The 19,898-nt window shown below is 38.4% G+C and carries 26 protein-coding genes; 5 read left to right on the top strand and 21 right to left on the bottom strand.

Annotation, left to right across the window (positions count from 1 at the left end; genetic code table 11):
* Positions 1-7: 7 nt before the first annotated feature.
* From accD to JJN12_RS07195, 13 genes are all read right to left on the bottom strand, one after another.
* Entirely contained in the window at positions 8-883 is an 876-nt protein-coding gene (gene accD / locus JJN12_RS07135) for an acetyl-CoA carboxylase, carboxyltransferase subunit beta (RefSeq protein WP_208429025.1), read from the bottom strand.
* Between the two features lie 39 nt (positions 884-922).
* Entirely contained in the window at positions 923-2,251 is a 1,329-nt protein-coding gene (locus JJN12_RS07140) for an acetyl-CoA carboxylase biotin carboxylase subunit (protein WP_208429026.1), read from the bottom strand.
* On the bottom strand, positions 2,244-2,702 hold the full coding sequence (gene accB / locus JJN12_RS07145) for an acetyl-CoA carboxylase biotin carboxyl carrier protein (protein ID WP_208429027.1): 459 nt from the start codon (positions 2,700-2,702) through the stop codon (positions 2,244-2,246). The genes JJN12_RS07140 and accB overlap by 8 nt, the downstream gene beginning before the upstream one ends.
* 9 nt (positions 2,703-2,711) lie before the next feature.
* A complete protein-coding gene (gene acpP, locus JJN12_RS07150) occupies positions 2,712-2,939 on the bottom strand; it encodes an acyl carrier protein (protein ID WP_208429028.1) in 228 nt (75 codons plus the stop codon).
* 269 nt (positions 2,940-3,208) lie between these two features.
* Positions 3,209-3,487: a type II toxin-antitoxin system YafQ family toxin gene (locus tag JJN12_RS07155; protein ID WP_208429029.1), complete on the bottom strand. Its 279-nt coding sequence runs from the start codon at positions 3,485-3,487 to the stop codon at positions 3,209-3,211.
* On the bottom strand, positions 3,484-3,756 hold the full coding sequence (locus JJN12_RS07160; protein WP_208429030.1) for a type II toxin-antitoxin system RelB/DinJ family antitoxin: 273 nt from the start codon (positions 3,754-3,756) through the stop codon (positions 3,484-3,486). The genes JJN12_RS07155 and JJN12_RS07160 overlap by 4 nt, the downstream gene beginning before the upstream one ends.
* 171 nt (positions 3,757-3,927) lie before the next feature.
* Positions 3,928-4,473, bottom strand: a complete 546-nt coding sequence (locus JJN12_RS07165; RefSeq protein WP_208429031.1) for a hypothetical protein — start codon at positions 4,471-4,473, stop codon at positions 3,928-3,930.
* Positions 4,474-4,567: 94 nt separating this feature from the next.
* Complete coding sequence (locus JJN12_RS07170) at positions 4,568-5,020, bottom strand: hypothetical protein (RefSeq protein ID WP_208429032.1); 453 nt, start codon at positions 5,018-5,020, stop codon at positions 4,568-4,570.
* Positions 5,020-5,286: a hypothetical protein gene (locus JJN12_RS07175; RefSeq protein ID WP_208429033.1), complete on the bottom strand. Its 267-nt coding sequence runs from the start codon at positions 5,284-5,286 to the stop codon at positions 5,020-5,022. Before JJN12_RS07175 ends, JJN12_RS07170 begins: the two co-directional genes overlap by 1 nt.
* 35 nt (positions 5,287-5,321) lie before the next feature.
* Complete coding sequence (locus tag JJN12_RS07180) at positions 5,322-5,828, bottom strand: YfbM family protein (RefSeq protein WP_208429034.1); 507 nt, start codon at positions 5,826-5,828, stop codon at positions 5,322-5,324.
* Between the two features lie 24 nt (positions 5,829-5,852).
* The gene (locus JJN12_RS07185; protein WP_208429035.1) at positions 5,853-6,260 is read right to left on the bottom strand and encodes an HI0074 family nucleotidyltransferase substrate-binding subunit; all 408 of its coding nucleotides are present in this window, start codon (positions 6,258-6,260) and stop codon (positions 5,853-5,855) included.
* Positions 6,244-6,513: a nucleotidyltransferase family protein gene (locus JJN12_RS07190; protein WP_208429036.1), complete on the bottom strand. Its 270-nt coding sequence runs from the start codon at positions 6,511-6,513 to the stop codon at positions 6,244-6,246. The genes JJN12_RS07185 and JJN12_RS07190 overlap by 17 nt, the downstream gene beginning before the upstream one ends.
* Before the next feature lie 65 nt (positions 6,514-6,578).
* Positions 6,579-7,478, bottom strand: a complete 900-nt coding sequence (locus tag JJN12_RS07195) for a hypothetical protein (RefSeq protein WP_208429037.1) — start codon at positions 7,476-7,478, stop codon at positions 6,579-6,581.
* A 302-nt stretch (positions 7,479-7,780) separates the two neighbouring features.
* Here JJN12_RS07195 and JJN12_RS07200 point away from each other — a divergent pair, with 302 nt between their 5' ends.
* Complete coding sequence (locus tag JJN12_RS07200; protein WP_208429038.1) at positions 7,781-7,933, top strand: hypothetical protein; 153 nt, start codon at positions 7,781-7,783, stop codon at positions 7,931-7,933.
* A 163-nt stretch (positions 7,934-8,096) separates the two neighbouring features.
* Here JJN12_RS07200 and JJN12_RS07205 read toward each other — a convergent pair whose 3' ends face one another.
* The 7 genes from JJN12_RS07205 to JJN12_RS07235 form a co-directional block, all read right to left on the bottom strand.
* Positions 8,097-9,125 (bottom strand): ribonucleotide-diphosphate reductase subunit beta, encoded by a 1,029-nt coding sequence (locus tag JJN12_RS07205; protein WP_208429039.1) that lies wholly within the window; start codon positions 9,123-9,125, stop codon positions 8,097-8,099.
* Positions 9,126-9,187: 62 nt separating this feature from the next.
* Positions 9,188-11,479, bottom strand: a complete 2,292-nt coding sequence (locus JJN12_RS07210) for a ribonucleoside-diphosphate reductase subunit alpha (protein WP_208429040.1) — start codon at positions 11,477-11,479, stop codon at positions 9,188-9,190.
* A 198-nt stretch (positions 11,480-11,677) separates the two neighbouring features.
* Complete coding sequence (locus tag JJN12_RS07215; protein ID WP_208429041.1) at positions 11,678-11,941, bottom strand: Txe/YoeB family addiction module toxin; 264 nt, start codon at positions 11,939-11,941, stop codon at positions 11,678-11,680.
* Positions 11,941-12,198, bottom strand: a complete 258-nt coding sequence (locus tag JJN12_RS07220) for a type II toxin-antitoxin system RelB/DinJ family antitoxin (protein WP_208429042.1) — start codon at positions 12,196-12,198, stop codon at positions 11,941-11,943. The genes JJN12_RS07215 and JJN12_RS07220 overlap by 1 nt, the downstream gene beginning before the upstream one ends.
* 125 nt (positions 12,199-12,323) lie before the next feature.
* Positions 12,324-12,740: a hypothetical protein gene (locus tag JJN12_RS07225; RefSeq protein WP_208429043.1), complete on the bottom strand. Its 417-nt coding sequence runs from the start codon at positions 12,738-12,740 to the stop codon at positions 12,324-12,326.
* Positions 12,741-13,024: 284 nt separating this feature from the next.
* The gene (locus JJN12_RS07230; protein WP_208429044.1) at positions 13,025-13,618 is read right to left on the bottom strand and encodes a type IV toxin-antitoxin system AbiEi family antitoxin domain-containing protein; all 594 of its coding nucleotides are present in this window, start codon (positions 13,616-13,618) and stop codon (positions 13,025-13,027) included.
* 188 nt (positions 13,619-13,806) lie between these two features.
* Positions 13,807-16,086: a hydratase gene (locus JJN12_RS07235; RefSeq protein WP_208429045.1), complete on the bottom strand. Its 2,280-nt coding sequence runs from the start codon at positions 16,084-16,086 to the stop codon at positions 13,807-13,809.
* A gap of 145 nt (positions 16,087-16,231) precedes the next feature.
* Between JJN12_RS07235 and pyrB the strand changes: the two genes are divergently transcribed.
* From pyrB to JJN12_RS07255, 4 genes are all read left to right on the top strand, one after another.
* A complete protein-coding gene (gene pyrB / locus JJN12_RS07240) occupies positions 16,232-17,146 on the top strand; it encodes an aspartate carbamoyltransferase (protein WP_208429046.1) in 915 nt (304 codons plus the stop codon).
* 10 nt (positions 17,147-17,156) lie between these two features.
* Positions 17,157-17,591: an aspartate carbamoyltransferase regulatory subunit gene (locus JJN12_RS07245; RefSeq protein WP_208429047.1), complete on the top strand. Its 435-nt coding sequence runs from the start codon at positions 17,157-17,159 to the stop codon at positions 17,589-17,591.
* 7 nt (positions 17,592-17,598) lie between these two features.
* Positions 17,599-17,817: a hypothetical protein gene (locus JJN12_RS07250; protein ID WP_208429048.1), complete on the top strand. Its 219-nt coding sequence runs from the start codon at positions 17,599-17,601 to the stop codon at positions 17,815-17,817.
* 186 nt (positions 17,818-18,003) lie between these two features.
* Complete coding sequence (locus JJN12_RS07255) at positions 18,004-18,162, top strand: rubredoxin (protein WP_208429049.1); 159 nt, start codon at positions 18,004-18,006, stop codon at positions 18,160-18,162.
* A 54-nt stretch (positions 18,163-18,216) separates the two neighbouring features.
* Here JJN12_RS07255 and JJN12_RS07260 read toward each other — a convergent pair whose 3' ends face one another.
* Positions 18,217-19,842 (bottom strand): CAP domain-containing protein, encoded by a 1,626-nt coding sequence (locus JJN12_RS07260; protein ID WP_208429050.1) that lies wholly within the window; start codon positions 19,840-19,842, stop codon positions 18,217-18,219.
* Between the last annotated feature and the right edge of the window lie 56 nt (positions 19,843-19,898).

Raw genomic sequence — 19,898 nt, forward strand, 5'->3', positions numbered from 1 at the left:
GAGTGGATTAATCTTTAGCCGCTCTTTGCTTCTTACTATGTAGTTTTAATACTTTACTAAGCCAGCTCTTCATTTCTTTTCTCTCAACTACCGCATCAAGCCTGCCATGTTCCAGAAGGAACTCTGCTCTTTGGAAGCCCTCAGGGAGCTTTTCTCCAATAGTCTGCTCGATAACTCTAGGACCTGCAAAGCAGATAAGTGCTTTAGGCTCTGCAATAGTTATATCTCCAAGTGAAGCAAAGCTCGCACTCACTCCTCCTGTGGTAGGATTGGTAAGTACAGAGATGAAGAGTCCTCCCTTTTCCTTAAACTTATTGATAGCCACTGCAGTCTTAGCCATCTGCATAAGTGAAAATATACCCTCCTGCATCCTGGCACCGCCACTTGCACTAAATATAATAAGTGGAAGCTTCTTCTTTCCTGCATATTCCGCAAGCCTTGCAATCTCTTCTCCTACCACCGTTCCCATACTTCCAAGCAAAAATCTTCCATCCAGCACACCCACAGCCGCAGTCATACCGTCAATCTTAATAATCTCAGTAACAATGGCATCACTTAACTTCGTCTTTTCCCTATTTTCAAGGAGCTTCTCCTCATAATCAGGAAAGTCTATAGGGTTTACTGATTTAAGTGGATGAAAATGCTTCTTTACCTGCTTTTCATCTGAAAGCATAGCAAGTCTCCGCTTAGGGCTAAGTGGGAAATAATAACCACAATGAGGACAAACTCCAAGGCTCTCCTTAAGCATATCCTTTAGTACCTCTGCCTTACAAGATGGGCAAGTAACTGCCTCCTTCTTAACTGTACTATTTTTCTCTCTTCTTGCCTTACTTAGGGCGTTTAGATTATCTTTTTTAATAGAAAATATCTGTGCTATTTTCATATCTGCTTTCCCTGCCTGTCATAGCCTTATTAGGCTGTTTTATTTTTCTATTATGTCTTTATTCTTTTCGTAAAAGCCCGTGTTATACTGTCCCGTAATAAAATCAGGCTGATAGGTTATCATATACATAAGCTCGCTGTTAGTCTTCACTCCATCAATAATTAGCTCCTCTAAGGCTCTCCTCAACCTCCTTATAGCCTCTAGCCTTGTGCTGCCATGTACAATGATTTTGGCAAGCATTGAGTCATAATAAGGGCTTACCTCGTAGCCTTCAAAGAGGTGGCTCTCAACCCTTACTCCGAAGCCCGCTGGAAAATGAAGACAGGTAATCTTTCCTGTAGACAGAGCATTTATTCTACATTCTATTGCACTGCCATTTAAGCTTATCTCAGACTGCTTAACAGAGAGCTTCTTTCCTGCAGCTATGTTAATCTGCTCCTTGATGATATCAATGCCCGTAACCATCTCAGTGACAGGGTGTTCCACCTGTACCCTGGTATTCATTTCTATAAAGTAAAAGTTCTTCTTATCATCTACAATGAACTCAACAGTTCCCACACTGTAGTAACCTGCCGCCTTGGCAGCCTTTACTGCTACCTCTCCCATCTTGTGCCTAAGCTTATCGTTTAAGCACCAGGCAGGAGATTCTTCAAGCATCTTCTGGTTATTTTTCTGTATGGAACATTCTCTTTCGCCCAGGTGAACAACATTACCCTTCTTATCTGCCATTATCTGAATCTCAACATGGTGAGGATTTAGTACCAGCTTTTCCAGATAAATGCTGTCATTACCAAAGGCAGCCTTGGCTTCCGCTTTGGCAGCAGAATAAGCACTAATTAGCTCTTCTTTCGAGTAGGCTCTTCTCATACCTTTGCCGCCACCACCTGCGCTAGCCTTTATAAGTACAGGATAGCCTATTTCTTCTGCCATTCTTACAGCCTCTTCTTCGCTGTAGATAAGCTCCTTAGAGCCCGGTACTACAGGTACTTTTTCAGCCATCATAAGCTTCCTTGCTGCCTGCTTGTCTCCCATTTTCTCAATGATTTCTGCCGAAGGACCTATGAAGGTAATACCGTTATTCTCACATTTCCTTGCAAATTCAGCATTCTCAGAAAGAAAGCCATAGCCCGGGTGAAGTGCATCACATTCGGTTTTTAATGCCACCTCAATGAGGATGTCTCCGTTTAAGTAGCTCTCCTTAGCACTTGCAGGACCGATACATACAGCCTTGCCGGCAAGCATGACCGGCAAAGACTCTTTATCTGCTTCAGAGTAAACCACAACACTTTCAATGTTTAGCTCTCTAAGGCATCTTATTATACGTACTGCTATCTCGCCTCTATTGGCAATCAGCACTCTTTTAAACATCAGTTTCCTCCAACACAAACAGCACCTGGTTATATTCTGCCATTTTACCGTCTTCTGCCCTGATTTCTACAATCTTACCAGAAAATGGTGAGGCAAGCTCATTCATTATCTTCATGGCTTCAATGATTCCTAGTATGTCGCCCTTTTTCACCACATCACCAACTGCCACATAAGGCTTAGCCTCAGGGGAAGCAGAGCGGTAAAATGTACCTACGAACGGAGCTTTAATCTCTTTATGGTTAGGATTAGAGTCTTCACTTCTAAGAGTTTCACCTACTCCGTTAGGCTCTGCAGTTCTTGATACTTCCCTCACTAAAGGTCTCTCTATTACAGCTTCAACTTCTATGGCCTTCTTAAGTTCAAGGTTATCTCCACCAAGGCTTAGCTTAAGTTCACTTAGAGATGACTTTTCAAATCTGTCCCATACTTCATAAATATCTTTAATATCCATAAATCATCCTTAGTTTGCATTGTCAATAAAGTTTACTATATCCTCTACAGTCTTGAATGAAGCAAGCTTGTCTTCATCAATTGTCAAACCAAACTCCTCTTCAAGAGCCATCCCAAGCTCAACTGCATCAAGTGAGTCAAGTCCAAGATCGCTCTCAAGGTTTGAATCTAATTTAATCTTGTTTTCATCGATGTTTACAGCATTTACAATTACTTCTTTAACTTTTTCAAAATTCATTTTCTTTACCTCGCTTAATTTAGTTAAATTTATTTAGATAAATTTATCGAATATTTTTATAACATTCTTTGGAATGAATGTCAAGGAAAAAAATTTTGAACAGAATATGAACAAAAAAAGTAGTGGATCATTTTTTCTTGTTGCTTTTCTAACTAGATACTTGAATAAAATTCAAATAAAATAAGAGAATCATAACAAATTAAGTATAATATGACGAAAATGGCACATAAAAATACCCAGAGGTTTTCTCTGGGCATTTTTATGTGCTATTATTGGAACAATTCCGAGTGTGATCCAATCCTATAAATCATCAAGACCAGTACATCTCCATAAATCTCATAAACCAACAACCAATCCGGCTCAATATGACATTCACGAGCACCTTTATAGTTTCCTGTCAAAGCATGATCTCTGTATTTTATATCTAGCGTACCTCCGTCCGCCAGAATGTTAATTATCTCAAACAGCTTATCTAGATTCTTATGTTGTTTTTTCGCAAGTTTTAAATCTTTTTTAAACTGGTTGGTAAACTGTACCTCATATTTCATACTTCAAGCGCCGCCTTAAGTTCTTCCATGCTGGAATATCTAGGTGCCGCCTGATCAGCCATAAGTTTTCTTCCCTCTTCGATTGCAGCCGCTGTAGAATCATTGGGTACATCCAGCTTAAGTTCAAAAGGAATTCCATGCTCGCGAATAGCTGTTCTTAAGAACATATTGACAGCAGTAGTCATGTTTATCCCGAGTTCATTAAAAATACTTTCTGCCTGATCTTTGATTGCTTTTTCCGTTCTGATATTCAAATTTGTAGTTGCCATACTAAACACCTCCATTAATGTATATTATAGTATGGTTTCGGTTGTTGTCAATACATTGTCATTATATTGTCCTTTTTTATCTCTTCAGCATCAAACCCCATCTCCTATAAGTTCTTCATTTCTGAATATAACCTTAATTACTATCGTTGCCTTGTTACTTTGTCGATTGGCTCACTCGTAAACCCCAATCCCCAGCTCCTTTAGCGCCTCAGCCTGTTTTCTTTTATGCTCAGGATTACCGTATAAAATCGAACTATAGATTTCACTTTGTGGCCAATCATCATAAGATCTGTCTAAGAAACCCGGAACATTTTCATACATAGGTAAGATGTTTGAGATAAGACCTTTCTTTAAGCAGTCAATATACTCTTCCTTGCTTAGGATTTCCGTATTTCCATTTTCATCAAATGAATTACACCTATTAAGTGTCCCTTCAATATCCCAAGGCGTAAATGCCACTAAATGCGGCGGTCTTCTCCACCTCTTAGTATCTTCCTTATCAGGTGATGGTATAACTTTTTCCCAAAAGCCCCTCTTTATGGCAAAAGAACCTGTTGATATATAAAGCCTGTACCCTGTATGCTCAAAGGTTTCCTCACATATCTCTCCGTCAATAGGCTCAAACACTCCGTAAACATCACCGGTCAACAGCCTTACATAATAGGTTCTATCTTTTCCGTCTATTTTGTAGATTGCACCGACTTCATATCTTGCCATTCTCTTCCCCTTTTATAATCAGACAGCAAAAACATAGACACCATTTTATACAGTATTGCTGCCACACATTCCTAACAACCTTCTTTGATTATGATTATTCAACATAATCTGCCTTTTTATATTTTGGTGAAACAAAGCCCAGTGTGCCAATCTGAGGTATGTTCCATTCATTAGGCAGATAGATGCTGCAAGAGACCTCATCTCCCTTAGGATTTTTCGCTTTGAACTCATACCTCAGCAGTTCTTCATTCCCACTTATTCTCTCTATGTCAGATATATGGCTTTCCTTAAAAACCAGATTGAACTCATTCCATATAGCTTCAACATCTTCCACCGTTAATTGAACTTTTAAGTGGTACTTCACTCCCACCTTGCACCTTTGTTTTCTTCCGGTTTCATCCTCTTTACAGGTCTTTACACTTCCCTTTTCAAATGACCATTCTGCACCTTCTAAAGAACTCACTTTAGTACTCAGTGCATCCTTAAACTCAATCATTTTGGCTAAAATATACTTACCCGCCTCTTCAAATATCTCAAAATTCTCCATCAGCCCTTTTTAAACGAACCTCCACCTCTATATGTATTTACAACACAGGTAAATTTCTGCCCACATTTGGGGCATTCAATGATATGGTAGATAATGTCATCCACCCAGTACCCACCCCGCTTATAGCCATCTACGGGGCAGGTGCCATCTACAAGCAAAAAGCCGGATTTTTTGATTAACTCACCTATATAGGCCATAGTTTTTTCATAGTCCTTTGGAGACTTAAAGTTTGGAACTAAAGTTATCTTCTCACAAATTTCGCACATCTTACGCCTCCAATGGTGTATTCAGTTAAAATAAACTAATATATTGTAACCAAAACATTTCCATTTATTTCCAAAATCTGCTTGTAAAAATCAATCAAATCCTCGAAACATTTGTGGACTTCCTTCTTTATTCCTTCAAAATCAAGATCCTTCTCCCAGATATCAGGATAAAGCTCGGCCTTTTTACAGGATTCCATATCGAGATTATGTAGCGCTCCCACTATATCAAAGCTCTCTAAGGCAGAAAGAATGTCTTCCACCCTTTCTTTTTCTGTATAAGCGGTAAATTCGGATATTTCTTCAAGTGAAGCCACACCTACAACTGCCTCGCTTAAAGGATCATCCCAAATAGGCTCTTGTCCGCTTACACCGGTTAATACGAAATGAAGTATATCCCACATTTTATCAATATCAAGCAAAATCTCTGCTTCTTCATTCCACTCTTCAACATCTTCAAGCAGCTCATCTTCTTCACCATCAAAGTTCTTCATTGCCTTTAAGTTCTCATCGCTTAAATACTGATAGTTTGCTATTAATCCCATTTATTTTTCCTCCTTAATATAAGTTTAGTACTTGTTTACAATCCCCTTAACCACATCCTCGAACTCATAAAACAAATCAATATACTTTCCCACAATCATCTCGCAATGCGCCTTTACAACTGCACCATCATAGTCGTGAGTAAGCTCATTCCTTACTTTAAGCATTTCCATCCAGTCACCATCATCAATGAGATTTGCCTTAAATGCCTCTCTAAGCACATCTTTCGGAGAGCCTGTCACAAATCCGATAATAGCATAGTGCTGAATAAGGATATCTTTCATCACTTTCCAAGCCAAATCAAAAGTAATCGCAAACTTTGCTCCGGTTCCACTCATTACGAAAGAATCAGAAAAGTCTCTTTCTCTCGCTTCAGCCAAGGCTTTTAGCGAATTGCAAAAAGACTCATACCTTCTACTAAATTTCTCGTCCATATTGTCTTATATCCTCCAGTAAAAGCTCGTTTGTACAGTTATCCATATTTACTATATCCACGCTATAAAGTGTAGGTAATTCTTCTATCTTTTGTATAAGTAAATCAACCTCTTTAACCCCTGATACTGCTATATCTATATCACTTCTTTCAAGTGCAATTCCCTTTGCCCTTGAGCCAAATAAAAGAACTTTCTTTGCACCGAAGTCTCTACAGAGTTTTGCAGTTTTTTCTATTACTTCTTCTACTTTCAAATTATCACCTTTCTGCCAAATAATGCTAGCCTTCCCTGATAAATAATTCTAAGCCAACAAATCCACTACCTTAATCTTTCGATAAATTCTTTGTCAATTTCATCTACAGTCATATCCGTATGTGCTCGTATATCCCTATTATATGCATTAGTTAATATCCAGGCAGCATACGTCTTAAATTCTTCTGCAGTTTTTACGCTATAATCAAATGCTTTGTGAGTTCCTCCGGAGCAATCTCCCCAATCAGAGAGGTACCCTATTATTTCAAAAAATGAATCATTATAAGCTTCAAATTTTTTTGTTTCTCTAGTAGTTAAATACTGTGCAATACAGTTGTCAAAGGCATAATAGAACATCGGATTACGAAGTGGAAACGAATTTCTCTCCCTGTTGTGAAAATTTGCGTCAATTATATAAGACCTACGCACATCATCCATAGTAGGCTTTTCCATAGTTTTCACTGTAGTTTGAATATATTTATAAATTGTTTCTTTATCAAAAAAATGTCCGTTTATGGCAATCAGGGCCCCCCACATACCATCTTCATACTTAAACACCATTACTGCACCGTTTTTGTACTTACTTTCAACCGGAACAGGTGGTGCCACTCTTTTCTTAGGTTTTTTCTTAGGTACGCTGATTTTATCTAAGAACTTATTCAGATTGTCACTTCTTTTCTTTAGGAATTTATCATCAGCTCCCAATTCCCTTGCAACTTCCAAGTCTTTTCCGCTCTGTATTGCTTCATTGACTTCGTTTAACAAATCCTCCTTTAATTCGCCTACCTCCCAGAGGCAATGTGCAAGGCTAAACAAGACATCGTATCTGTCATCATCTTCCTCAGCAGGAAGCAATTCATTTTTTATATCTTCAGGTTCCTCACCGGCATTAAAACGCTCAAAAAACTCATCCTTAATATCACAGGATGTGTCATTTCCAAATATGGCAGCACTCCAAGTTCCCATTGTCCCCTCCCAAAAACTTTGTTAAGTTCTACTTATAATTTTATACACTAATTAATATGTCGTCAACTCCCTAATAATCATTATATCACATATATTATTATATTTAAAGAAAACAGTAAGCCTTTTATTTACTTTGTCGCTGACATTTTAAGTTCACTTAAGTATATAGCTTATAAGTCTCTTTTTAATAGTTCTTTTCTACTTTTCTAATTTTTATGTTTTTACTATAGAACTTTGGTTTGATTAGTGGTATTATCATAACAAAAGACAGTTATTACAGTTAAAATCAAAAAGGGGAATATATGGATAACAGTGAAGCTGACAGGCTTTGGGATATTATATCTACACAATTCATTCCATCATGGGATGATATTGAGGAAGTTGAACCTGATGAATGGGATTTGCAAATGTTGAAGGATATTGAAAACGATCCTGATTGCAAAACTTTTGAATAGTTATTGATTAACAACATTTTGAACTCGTGCAAAACATTTTTCATTTTCGTGAAAAACCCTCGCAAAACATTTCTCATTTTCGTGAAAAACCTGCGTAAAACATTTGCTAATTTCGTGAAAATGGCAGTAAACCTTTTTACGGGTTTACTGCCTTTAGCTTGTTCTATTCCAACGAATCAAAGTCAAAGGCTGCCGCCTTGGTATAGTTGGTTACCTTTGCCTCAAAGAAGTCTGTCTTTGTGGCATTTAAGTTAGAGAAGCTCTCTATCCAACCCATTGGGTTCTCCTCAATCTCAGGGAACCACACAGGAAGTCCAATTGCTTTTAGTCTTAGGTTAGAAAGGTACTTGATATATCTCTCTATCAGCTCATTATTTATACCCAAAATCTCATTGTTGGTTACATACTGTCCCCATTCTATCTCATTTAATGTACCTACCTTCACCATCTCCCTAAGCTCTTCCTTAAGTTCATCAGTGAAAATCTCAGGATTTTCCTTCATTAGCTCTCTTATTATATTCTGGAAGAGTACGAGGTGAGTAATCTCATCCCTGTTTATATACTTGAAAATGGTACTTGTAGCCGTCATCTTTCCCTGTCTTGCAAGGGTGTAGAAAAAGCTGAAACCACTGTAAAAATAAATACCCTCAAGAATATAGTTCGCCATCACCGAACGCACAAAGTTCTCTGTACTTGGATCATCTGAAAATCTCTGGTACATATCAGCAATGAATTTGTTTCTGCTAAATAAAATCGGATCTTCACGCCATTCATCATATATCTTATCCCTTGTTACAGGATTGGTAACAGTATCAAGGATGTAAGAATAACTCTGAGCATGGATTTCCTCCTGAAACGCCTGAATATTAAGCAAGGAGGACACCTCTGCAGCTGTTACATATCTTGCAAGGTGAGGCAGGTTCTCACACTGAATTGAATCAAGAAAATTAAGGAAAGAAATAATCTTGTCAAAGGCCTTTCTCTCTCCCGCAGTCAGATAAGAAAACTGCTTAACATCCTCACCGAGCGAGATTTCCTCAGGTATCCAGAAATTGTTGAGCATGGTACGGTACATTACATTTGCCCAGTCATATTTTATACGGTTCCACTCTCTGAGGTTGGTGGTATTTCCATTTAGAATGCCCTCAGTACCTCGCTTACCCAGTTCATTAAATATCTTTTTCTTTTCCATATAGTCTCCATTCCACAGGCACCTTCAAGTGGCAATATTGCAGGTGAATAAGTTTCACACTATCAGCTTGAACAGCTTGTGCACTCATCCATTTCAAGCGACCTGTTTCTTACATAGTAAATTGTCTTGATGCCTGACTTAAAAGATTCCACATACAAATCAAGTATATCCTTTGCCTTAACATCAGGCGTGATGTAGAGGTTGAAGGACTGAGCCTGATCAATATGCCTCTGTCTGGCTGCACAGGCTTTTATAGACCATAATTGGTTTATATAATGTGCCTCTTTATAATACCAGAACGTCTCATCATTTAGCTCAGGTGCTGTCTTAGGTGTGAAGCTTCCCTTCTTCTCTTCAACAAAGAACTTCTTAAATATAGGATCGATTCCTGCGGTAGTTCCCGCTATATTGGATGTACTTCCTGTTGGGGCTACTGCCATAAGATAGCCGTTTCTAAGTCCATATTTCATTACATCCTTCTTTAACTCCTGCCATCTCTCACTTACATAGCCTCTTTCGTCAAAATACTCTCCTGTCTGCCATTTGGAGCCTTCAAACTCTGCATAGGCTCCCTTCTCCCTCGCAAGCTCCATAGACGCCTTTATCGCATTGTAGGCTATTTCTTCAAAGAGCCTGTCCGCTTCTTCTATGTGCTTTTCATTTTCCCAAGCTATGGCATTTTTAGCCAGATAATGATGGTATCCGCTCACACCAAGCCCTATAGCACGGTATTTAAGCGAGGTAACCTCAGCATCGGACACAGGGAACATATTTAGGGTAATTACATTGTCAAGCATTCTTATCTGAAGAGGTACATTTTCTTTAAGTTCATCAAAAGCTACATTGCCAAGGTTGATTGAATTGAGGTTACAGGTCACCATATCTCCTGATTCCACTGTTGTAACTATCTTTGACTTTCCATTTTCAGATACGATTTCTTCCGAAACAAACTTGGTTTCACTCATATTCTGAGCTATCTCGTGGCAGAGGTTGGAGCCGTATATCATACCTGCGTGACTGTTTGGATTGGCTCTATTCACCGTATCTCTAAAGAAGATGAAAGGTGTGCCGGTTTCCACTGCACTCTTCATTATCTTCTTCATTATGTCAAGAGCAGGAACTGTAATCTTTGCAAGCCTGCTATCATTTTCACAAAGCTTATATCTCTCAGAGAATTCCTTGTGTTTCTCATCCTTATCGTAATAGTCCTCAAGCGAGAATCCCATCAGCTTTTCAACTTCGTGAGGATCAAAAAGGCTGAAATCCTGCCTGTTTATCAGTCTTTCCATAAAGATATCAGGTATGCTTATGGCAGGAAAGATATCATGAGCCTTTCTTCTGTCATCACCGTTATTGGTTCTTAGGTCAATGAATTCATACAAGTCCTTATGCCAGATGTCAAGAGTGATGGAAGCACCGCCCTTTCTTCTTCCAAGCTGGTCTACTGCAACTGCTGTATCATTGTAAAGCCTCACCCAAGGAATGACTCCTCCTGAAGCATTGCTAAAGCCTCTTATATCACTTCCAAGGCTTCTGACCTTGCCAAGGTAAATGCCAAGAGCACCTCCGTGTTTAGATACTTTGGAAAACTTTGAATTGACATCGTAAATTGACCAAAGATTGTCTGAAACAGTGCTTATAAAACAGCTTGAAAGCTGGTTAAATGTTGTACCTGCATTGGCAAGAGTAGGTGTGGCAACAGTCATCTTAAGCTTACTAAGTAAGTCATAGAAAGCCTTGGCATAATGCACCTTATCCTCTTCCACACTTGCAAGGTGCATGGCAATAGCCATAAATCTCTCCTGAGGAAGCTCTAAAACTTCTCCATCCATTCCCTGCACCAGGTAGCGGTCTGCAAGGAGCTTCACTCCCTCATAATTGAAAAGGAAGTCTCTGTCAGGATCTATGTAGTCAGCCAGTTCTTTCCTTTGTGCTTTACTATACTTAGAAACAAAATCCTCAGTATATATCCCTCTTTCAACAAGCATTTCTACAAGCTCGTTAAAGTCACCATAGCCAAAGGTCTTGTAGTTACGGCTAATCTTAGCTTCTTTGTAAAGGTCAAACAAAAACAGCCTGGCTGCCACATACTGCCACTTGCTGTTCATCCTGTTTAGACCTCCACCATTTTCACTCTCGTCATTAACAATGACTTTCTCGATAGCAGAACGAATGAGCACCTGCTGAATTTCTTTGGTGCTCATTCCATTTTTAAACTGAATCTTGGAGTCCATTTCAAGTTCCATAGGATCGCAGCCATCCAGTCCTTCACAGGCAAGGGCTACCATCTTCTTTGTCTTTTCAACGCAAAGATTCTCATATTTACCATTACGCTTCTTTATCAAAATGTCCATATATATTGTGCTTCCTTTTCTTTTTTAGTACTACATTTTGATATTATAGCCTATGTAAATGGTTTTGTAAACCTGTTAAATAATAAAAAATCCTCTGCCTGTTATATGTATAATTTTACAAAATTATATTGTAAGCAATATTACATATAAAGACAGAGGAAAGACTTCATTCATTTATAAAAATTGATTAAATGATTCTTATTTATTTCTATAATGTGTACCACATTGCATTATTTCCAAATTTGTACCGTCTATACGAAATACAATTCTATTCTTTTCATCAATACGCACACTCCAGTAACCTGCTAAATTTCCACTAAGTGGCTCAGGCTTTCCTATACATTGATATCCATTTCTATCAATATCGTTTAATAGCTTATTAATTCTCTTTAATGTTTTCTTGTCCTGTGTCTGCCAATAAACATAGTCTTCCCAAGCCTCATCCTGCCACAGTTTCTTCATCAATCTACCTCTATCAATTCATGCTCTTTTAGGGTACTTTCACCTGAACGAACAGAATTTATACGTCTCTCAAGCTCAGCCATATTTTCTCTGCTATAAAATGGATCCGCAGATAATTCAAACGGAATACGATTTTCTCTCGCTACCTTTTTAAGAAAAATATTAATAGCAGTTGACATACTAAGCCCTATATCATTGAATGTTTTTTCTGCATTTCGCTTAACTTCTTCATCTACACGTAAACTAATCTGTGTCATATAACCACTCCTTCCTTTAATGTCAAGCCCTAAATCATTTAATTTCAGGCTTTCATAGTATAATTATATAATACTCAAGAAATTTTAGCAAGCATTTTAATATACATGTGCTACTACAATGCAGTCTAAAATTGATTTTTCACTACAGTACTGATAAATTTCCCCTTTTGCCTGTCAATACTGGCTGTTGATAAAGTCAGTGGGCAGAGATGTATCGCCCTCTTCCTATCAGGATTAATCACAACCGGCATTGAATAAAAGACATTTTCCTTGTTTTCTAAGTCAATAACCCACTTACCACCCAGATTTTTTCTAATCGTCTCACCAACATAAACGGTAAGGTAATCAAGCATTTTCCTATCAGCAATTAAGTCATTAACTTCCTTATAATTAGCTAAAATCCAGCCTTCAAGTTCATCCAGCGACTCAATACTGTAATCAAGCTTCAAGTTCTGCTCTTTTGCAAACTCCCCTGTAAAATAATCCATCTTAAAGTCAATTAGAATAATCCAATCCTCAAAATCATCCTGCGTATATGCCATGTTAAACTCCTCTACACTATTTTTTCTACTAGACTACTTACACTATCAACAACATTATGCCACGTCAATTCACCCACATAATTGTTCTCTTTTCTGTAATTCTCCCACCAGGTATTCATAGTTTTAGAATCATATACAGTATCAATAATCTCCTTTAAATTCTGTATTTTATCTTCAGAGCAACGATATTTACAAGTTGCTTTAAATGCACTTTTGAACATTTTGAAGTCAATATTATTTTCATGCGTTTCTTATTCTTGCCTTAACAGCAGTCGCGGTTTTTATCACAAAAGCACCTCCGTATATTGTCTCACTCGTTCTTCAAGTTTCATTATTTTTGCATATTCCATAAGCTTATGTATATCTTTCTTTTTATCAGAAAAATATGTAGTAATAGCAGATTGAAAAATCTGAATGTCCATCTGTTTTCTTCTCTTTATGATATCGCAAATGCATCTTTCTTTATCATAAATTCTAACTGTATTGCCCGCAAAAGTTTTAGCATTTGTTAAACCAAGTTCTATCCACTCCGGCCTTACAGTATGAACTATAACTCCTACACCTTTTAGATGCCTACTATTATATCCCCTTACTACACTTACCACCGGATTAAACGGTTCTCTATCAGTAAGGCTGTGAAGATACAATGCTGTCTCATTTGAGAAAATAATTTTTCTATTTCTAATTTGTAAAGAATATAATTTATCTTCCCAAGCATCAGGCGCAAGATATACTCCTGAAGCCACTTTTTCCATTTCATTTTTCTTAATATACTCCATCACAGTGTATTTGGAAAAATCTTTATTTTGAACATCCACAATCCGAAGATAGCCATTCTGCTCTTCAACAATCTGAGACAAAATACTATTATAATTCATAATTTTACTCCTTTCGCTACAATTTTAATATTTTATAGCGAAAAAGTCAATTTCTTTTTTCGCTATAATTTTAATATTTTGTAGCGAAAAAGAAAAACAATAGTATAAATAAACAGTAAACCATTTGCAGATTTACTGTTTATATTATCATATACTATTTCTAAGTATCGTTCTGATATAATCCCCTTTTACCCTCTATTATTATAATTAATCAAACAGCCACTCACAATAATTTCCTTCTCTTCATCAGTCATGGCACCTAAAGACAGCTCTATCTCCTTAGTTCCGTTTTCATTTACTATCACAGCCTTCACACTGCTTTCTCCCTTTTCTATAGCAGACTTAATTCCCTTGATATAGATAAAGTCTCCTTTATGGAAAGGAATATTTTCGTCTTCATAAATAAACGGTATCATACCCCAATTCATCACATTTGAGCGGTAACGCTTGGTGGCATAGGCTTTTGCAATATTGGCAAGACCTCCCAGTACACGCTGACAGCTGGCAGCCTGCTCCCTTGCAGAACCATCCCCAGGCTTTACTGCATAGATGGCACTTCCTATCTCTGTTAGCTCTGCCTTAAAGCCCTCATCATAGGCCTGAAGTATAGCAATTGCCTCATTTAGCTTATCATCGGTAAAAGCCTTACCACCAAGTCTTTCCTCCTCCATACTCCTAACCTTCTTTGCCTCGCCCACATAGTCAGGATCCTTCCTTGATAATGTGAACTCTGCAAGCCCCAGAGGGTTTGAGCGGTAAGAACTGGTTTCACCCGAAGGAATTAGCTCATCAGTAGTAGTAACAGGATCGTGGATTTCGGATACTATCTTGATTAAGATATCATCCGCAAGCCTCTCCATCTTTGGCCAAGGTACTATATTAGGTCCATATTTAAGCTCTGCATTAAAATCAGGCCTTCCTACACCGTTAAATACCCTGTTATCATATATTTTACTGTCAAAAAAGTACTTTGGATGACTGTATTCCACATCTATCTCACAGGCAGAGGTAAGCCTGCCCTTATTTGCCGCTGTTGCAGCTATACTTCTGGCATCCATAAGGGCAACAGAGGCCATCTGTCCGCTTCCAGGCTTGCTTCCCTCCCTGCTTGGGAAGTTTCTTGTAGAATGTCTAATTGAAAATGCTCCGTTAGCTGGCACATCCCCCGCACCAAAGCAAGGTCCGCAAAAAGCAGACTTAACTAGGGCTCCTGTTTCCATAAGTGTGGCTACGGTACCGTTTCTTACAAGCTCTATATATACAGGCTGGCTTGCAGGATAGAGACTAAGTGAGAACTCATCATTTCCTATGTATTTTCCCTTGAGGATGTCCGCAGCCGCACATAGGTTCTCAAAGCCACCGCCTGCACAGCCTGCTATTATTCCCTGGTCTACCTGAATCCTGCCATTCTTAATCTTGTCAGTTAGCTTAAAGTTGATATCTTTTCCAAAGCTTACCTTCGCCTTTTCTTCAACCTCGTGCAAGATATCCTCAGGATTCTTGTTTACCTCGTCTACCAGGTAGGTATTGCTTGGATGGAAAGGCATGGCTATCATAGGCCTTATCTTACTGAGGTCAACCTCAATCAGTCCGTCATAATAAGCAGGTGCACTAAGGCTAAGCTCCTTATAGTCATTAGGGCGGTTATGAATCTCATAAAACTCCTTCACCCTCTCATCTGTTTCCCAGATTGATGAAAGGCAGGTAGTCTCGGTTGTCATAACATCTATGCCTATTCTATAGTCTACGCTAAGCTTCTTTATACCATCACCTATGAATTCCATTATCTTATTATTTACATAGCCCCTGTCAAATACTTCACCAATGATGGCTAGGGCTATGTCCTGAGGTCCTACACCCTTTACAGGCTCGCCTGTAAGCCTTACTGCTACTACCTCCGGACAGGCTACATCATAGGTCTGTCCTAAAAGCTGTTTTACAAGCTCAGGGCCTCCCTCTCCTATTGCCATGGTTCCAAGTGCACCGTATCTGGTGTGGCTGTCTGAGCCAAGTATCATCCTGCCACCGCCAGCAAGCACCTCCCTTGCAAACTGATGAATGACAGCAAGATTAGGTGGTACATACATACCTCCAAACTTCTTGGCTGACGAAAGCCCGAATAAATGGTCATCTTCATTTATGGTACCGCCTACCGCACAAAGTGAGTTGTGACAGTTGGTAAGGGCATAAGGCACAGGAAACTTCTTTATCCCTGAGGCTATAGCTGTCTGTACTATGCCTACAAAGGTTATATCGTGGGAGGCAAGGCAGTCAAACTTAAGCTTAAGATTCTCCATATCCTCTGATTTATTGTGAGCACGCAGTATGCCATAGGCTAGAGTATTTTTCTTCGCCTCTTCCTTAGTTATGCTTACTCCCAGCTTACCAAGTCTTTCTTCTATGTCTGCTCCGTCTTCAAGGACTTTACCATTTACTATATATGCTCCATTTTCTGCTAATCTTATCATATATTCTCCATTCTGCCGGCTAAATTTACCAATTTTTCCTATAATAAAGCATTTTAAAATAATTATCAAGTATACCTCTTGTCATAATAGTAAATCTGTAATAGAATTAAGCAGATGATACTAATATACTAACCAGGAGGTAACTATGAGGCATCTTATAAGTCCACTTGATTTTTCAGTAGATGAGACTAATTATATTTTGACACTTGCAGGTGACATATACAGAAACCCTGAAAAGTACAAGGATATCTGTCATGGTAAAAAATTAGCTACTTTGTTTTATGAGCCGAGTACACGAACCCGCCTTTCATTTGAAGCTGCAATGCTTAATCTGGGCGGTAGTGTTCTCGGTTTTTCTGAGAGTTCCTCAAGTTCAGCTGCCAAGGGAGAAACTGTAGCAGATACCATTAGGGTAATCTCCGCTTACGCTGATATCTGCGCTATGCGCCATCCCAAGGAAGGAGCACCTCAGGTGGCTTCGATGTATTCTTCTATCCCGGTTATAAATGCAGGTGACGGTGGACACAACCACCCTACCCAGACATTTACCGATATTCTCACCATCAAAGAGCTTCGTGGGAACATAGGCAATATGACAGTTGGACTCTGTGGCGACCTTAAGTTTGGAAGAACGGTGCATTCACTTATTCAAGAGCTTGTAAGATATCCTGATATTAAGTTTGTTCTTATTTCTCCTGAGGAATTAAAGCTTCCTGAGTATGTAAAGACCGAGATACTGGATGCAAATAATGCTCCTTACGTGGAGACTGCCTCCCTTGAAAAAGCCCTGCCTGAGCTTGATGTACTATATATGACCAGGGTACAGAGAGAACGTTTCTTCAACGAGGAGGACTATATAAGGCTTAAAGATACCTACATCTTAGACAAGGCTAAACTAAAAGGTGCTAAGTCTGACCTTATGATACTTCATCCTCTTCCAAGGGTTAATGAGATATCTACCGATATAGACGATGATCCTAGGGCAACTTATTTTAAGCAGGCAAAATACGGTGTTTATGTAAGAATGGCTTTGATACTACGTTTACTGGAATTGGCATAGGAGGTAATTTATGTTAAATATTAGCGGTATTAATTCAGGTTATGTGATAGACCACATACCTGCCGGACTGTCAATGTCCATATACAGATATCTGAATCTTGGTAAATATGATAATCAGATAGCCATTATTAAAAATGCAAAGAGCTCCAAGATGGGAAAGAAGGATATAATTAAGATAGAGGGTATACCCGGTGAGCTTAATCTTGAGCTACTATCCATCTTTGGCGACAGCATTACAGTAAATGTCATAATGGACGGTGTTATCAAGGATAAGATTCATCCTAGCCTTCCTGAAACAGTAAACGATATATTTGCCTGCAAGAATCCACGTTGTATAACCTCTGTGGAGCGTGGACTTAAGCATGTATTCAAGCTTACCGATAAGGAGCACATCACTTACCGCTGTGTATACTGTGAACAGGCTTACAATATGAATAAACAGTAGGGGGATTATGGAAGAAAACAAAGAAAAAGAAACTAAAATCAAGAAAGTAAAGCGGTTACTTGCCCTCATTGGAGTTGTCATACTTCTAGGACTGTATGGAATCACTCTTATTACCTCCTTTATGGCAAGTCCCGCAGCCAATGCCTTATTTATTGCGAGCCTTGTATGTACCGGCTTCATACCTGTTGCCATTTACATATTTATCTGGTTGCTAAAGTTTAGATAAAGGTATGTATATTGTTTAAAATCCTATACACTTTTAACAAAGTTTATTTTAATCTTGTTTTCCACAATTAAATAGTGTATAATCTAATTTACATGGAGGAAGTAAAGTACTCTAAGAACTATGATCTAAGTGTCAAATGTTTTTGACACTCATATCAAACAACAATATTAATAAAGGAGAAAAATTATGAAAAAATATGTATGTGACGTATGTGGATGGGAATATGATGAAGAGGCTGGATGTCCAGAGATGGGAATAGCTCCTGGAACAAAGTTTGAGGATCTTCCGGACGACTTCGAATGTCCTGAGTGCGGAGTAGGCAAGGATATGTTTACTGAGCAGTAATTAAGACAAAAAATGCTGTCACCTTCAAATCGAATGTGACAGCATTTTTATTGTTTAATAAATTCTATATTTACCAGGTTTACTGTAATTACCGTATATCTTCTTTCCTCCAACCTTTACAAAGGCACGGACCTTCACATAGTAAGTTTTTCCTGCCTGAGCCTTGTTTATCATAAACTTGGTCTTTTTCGGAGAATTAGAAATCATTTTCTTTGCGTGACGGAATTTTTTATTTTTAGCAAATACCACTTCATATCCGCTCACACTATCATTCTTACTTACCTGAAGCTTTAGCTTGCCACGCTTTGAAGCTTTGTTGTAAGAGCTGCTTGAAGCATACACGTATACATTCTTTGGTACAACAGTTACCTTCTTTGACTTTATTATCCTGCCATCCGGAGTAGAAACTGTTATCTTCGCAGTACCGTACTTGTTGGCTTTACAGTACTTTTCATAATCGTACTCAAATACTCCACCGTTCTTATCATTACCAAGACTTAACACATTGCTGTCAACCTTGATTTTTACTACATCACTTGCACTTGATGGGAGAGTCCTTATATTAAGCCTTACATGCTCTCCTATTTTGATGGTTTTTGGAACTCTAGATAAGGATATGCCAGTCACAGGTTCCAAATCAAAGAAGGAAACCTCATAGGAAATAGGCTCGCTTAGCCCCGTAATCTTAACGCCAAACCTCTCTCCATTTGCATACCTTTTTATTCCGTCAGGTCTGAATATAATACAGCCGCTCAAACCATAGTTTACATTATTTACGTTAAAATATCCGTCAGAATAAGCTTTGCTAAATTGCCAGGTTTTGTTATCTCTATACCTTGTAAGCTCCACCTTAACATCAGAAGGGTTAACTTCATATCCAAGTGAAATACTCCAAGGAAAATCAGAATTAATATACTCAGTAGGCATATTCATAGCAGGCCATATCACACCGTATTCGGGAGAGCTGCCAAAGGCACCGTCATGAGCATAGGTCGCTGAAAAATTGTTGTAAAATCCAAATCCTATAGACTTCATGGAAGGATTGAGTATCCAGCGTCTATGGCCAATCCTATCAATGTTAGTTGAGTCGCCGTCATTCATGTATCCTAACACAATACCTGAGTCTATATTGGTATAACCCATTGCAAGATTGCTATGAGCTGCTCCCTCTGCACCTAGTCTGTATAATACCTCCGACATACCATAAGGCTTTGATGGAGTATGTGAGAGCTTACCGTTTACAGCACTGACTACACTTGCCCCCTGTGCAAGCTTTATGTAATTCTCATTTAATACCACGTTTGAAGACAATCCCGCTATATATCTAATCTGATTGATGGTATTCAGAGCAGACTGCATAGTCTTCTTATCTAATCTTCCCAGAGAATAAGGTGCTCTTCCTATAGGCATTTCTTCAAGCTTTGCTATAGAATAAAAATCTGACGGATGCTTTTTTACAAATCTCCTTATCTCATCCACTGTTCTATAAGCTACATTTATACCCTTACTTTTATTATTATCTGCTAAAACACCATCTATACTTACATTTTTTATCTTTGAGCCATTATCCTCTGCTTTAGCAGTATATATATTATCATTTATATGTGTTACAGGCAGCGCAGATATCATAATCCCGCATACCAAGATGGCAGTTAATCTATGCTTAAATCCTTTTATCAAGACTTACTTCCTCCATTTTTTAAACAATTACCCAAACTAATAATATTTTACACTAA

Origin of the sequence: Catonella massiliensis, from assembly GCF_016651435.1 — a bacterium.
Taxonomy (GTDB): domain Bacteria; phylum Bacillota; class Clostridia; order Lachnospirales; family Lachnospiraceae; genus Catonella; species Catonella massiliensis.

Coding starts and splice junctions, on each gene's coding strand:
- acpP (WP_208429028.1), bottom strand. CDS start 2,939: ATGAATTTTGAAAAAGTTAAAGAAGTAATTGTAAATGCTGTAAACATC.
- JJN12_RS07210 (WP_208429040.1), bottom strand. CDS start 11,479: ATGGACATTTTGATAAAGAAGCGTAATGGTAAATATGAGAATCTTTGC.
- JJN12_RS07235 (WP_208429045.1), bottom strand. CDS start 16,086: ATGATAAGATTAGCAGAAAATGGAGCATATATAGTAAATGGTAAAGTC.
- JJN12_RS07200 (WP_208429038.1), top strand. CDS start 7,781: ATGGATAACAGTGAAGCTGACAGGCTTTGGGATATTATATCTACACAA.
- JJN12_RS07185 (WP_208429035.1), bottom strand. CDS start 6,260: ATGGACGAGAAATTTAGTAGAAGGTATGAGTCTTTTTGCAATTCGCTA.
- JJN12_RS07180 (WP_208429034.1), bottom strand. CDS start 5,828: ATGGGATTAATAGCAAACTATCAGTATTTAAGCGATGAGAACTTAAAG.
- JJN12_RS07205 (WP_208429039.1), bottom strand. CDS start 9,125: ATGGAAAAGAAAAAGATATTTAATGAACTGGGTAAGCGAGGTACTGAG.
- JJN12_RS07220 (WP_208429042.1), bottom strand. CDS start 12,198: ATGACACAGATTAGTTTACGTGTAGATGAAGAAGTTAAGCGAAATGCA.
- JJN12_RS07155 (WP_208429029.1), bottom strand. CDS start 3,487: ATGAAATATGAGGTACAGTTTACCAACCAGTTTAAAAAAGATTTAAAA.
- JJN12_RS07215 (WP_208429041.1), bottom strand. CDS start 11,941: ATGAAGAAACTGTGGCAGGATGAGGCTTGGGAAGACTATGTTTATTGG.
- JJN12_RS07175 (WP_208429033.1), bottom strand. CDS start 5,286: ATGTGCGAAATTTGTGAGAAGATAACTTTAGTTCCAAACTTTAAGTCT.
- JJN12_RS07195 (WP_208429037.1), bottom strand. CDS start 7,478: ATGGGAACTTGGAGTGCTGCCATATTTGGAAATGACACATCCTGTGAT.
- accD (WP_208429025.1), bottom strand. CDS start 883: ATGAAAATAGCACAGATATTTTCTATTAAAAAAGATAATCTAAACGCC.
- JJN12_RS07140 (WP_208429026.1), bottom strand. CDS start 2,251: ATGTTTAAAAGAGTGCTGATTGCCAATAGAGGCGAGATAGCAGTACGT.
- JJN12_RS07255 (WP_208429049.1), top strand. CDS start 18,004: ATGAAAAAATATGTATGTGACGTATGTGGATGGGAATATGATGAAGAG.
- JJN12_RS07170 (WP_208429032.1), bottom strand. CDS start 5,020: ATGGAGAATTTTGAGATATTTGAAGAGGCGGGTAAGTATATTTTAGCC.
- accB (WP_208429027.1), bottom strand. CDS start 2,702: ATGGATATTAAAGATATTTATGAAGTATGGGACAGATTTGAAAAGTCA.
- JJN12_RS07225 (WP_208429043.1), bottom strand. CDS start 12,740: ATGGCATATACGCAGGATGATTTTGAGGATTGGATTATTCTAATTGAC.
- JJN12_RS07230 (WP_208429044.1), bottom strand. CDS start 13,618: ATGAATTATAATAGTATTTTGTCTCAGATTGTTGAAGAGCAGAATGGC.
- JJN12_RS07245 (WP_208429047.1), top strand. CDS start 17,157: ATGTTAAATATTAGCGGTATTAATTCAGGTTATGTGATAGACCACATA.
- JJN12_RS07165 (WP_208429031.1), bottom strand. CDS start 4,473: ATGGCAAGATATGAAGTCGGTGCAATCTACAAAATAGACGGAAAAGAT.
- JJN12_RS07250 (WP_208429048.1), top strand. CDS start 17,599: ATGGAAGAAAACAAAGAAAAAGAAACTAAAATCAAGAAAGTAAAGCGG.
- pyrB (WP_208429046.1), top strand. CDS start 16,232: ATGAGGCATCTTATAAGTCCACTTGATTTTTCAGTAGATGAGACTAAT.
- JJN12_RS07160 (WP_208429030.1), bottom strand. CDS start 3,756: ATGGCAACTACAAATTTGAATATCAGAACGGAAAAAGCAATCAAAGAT.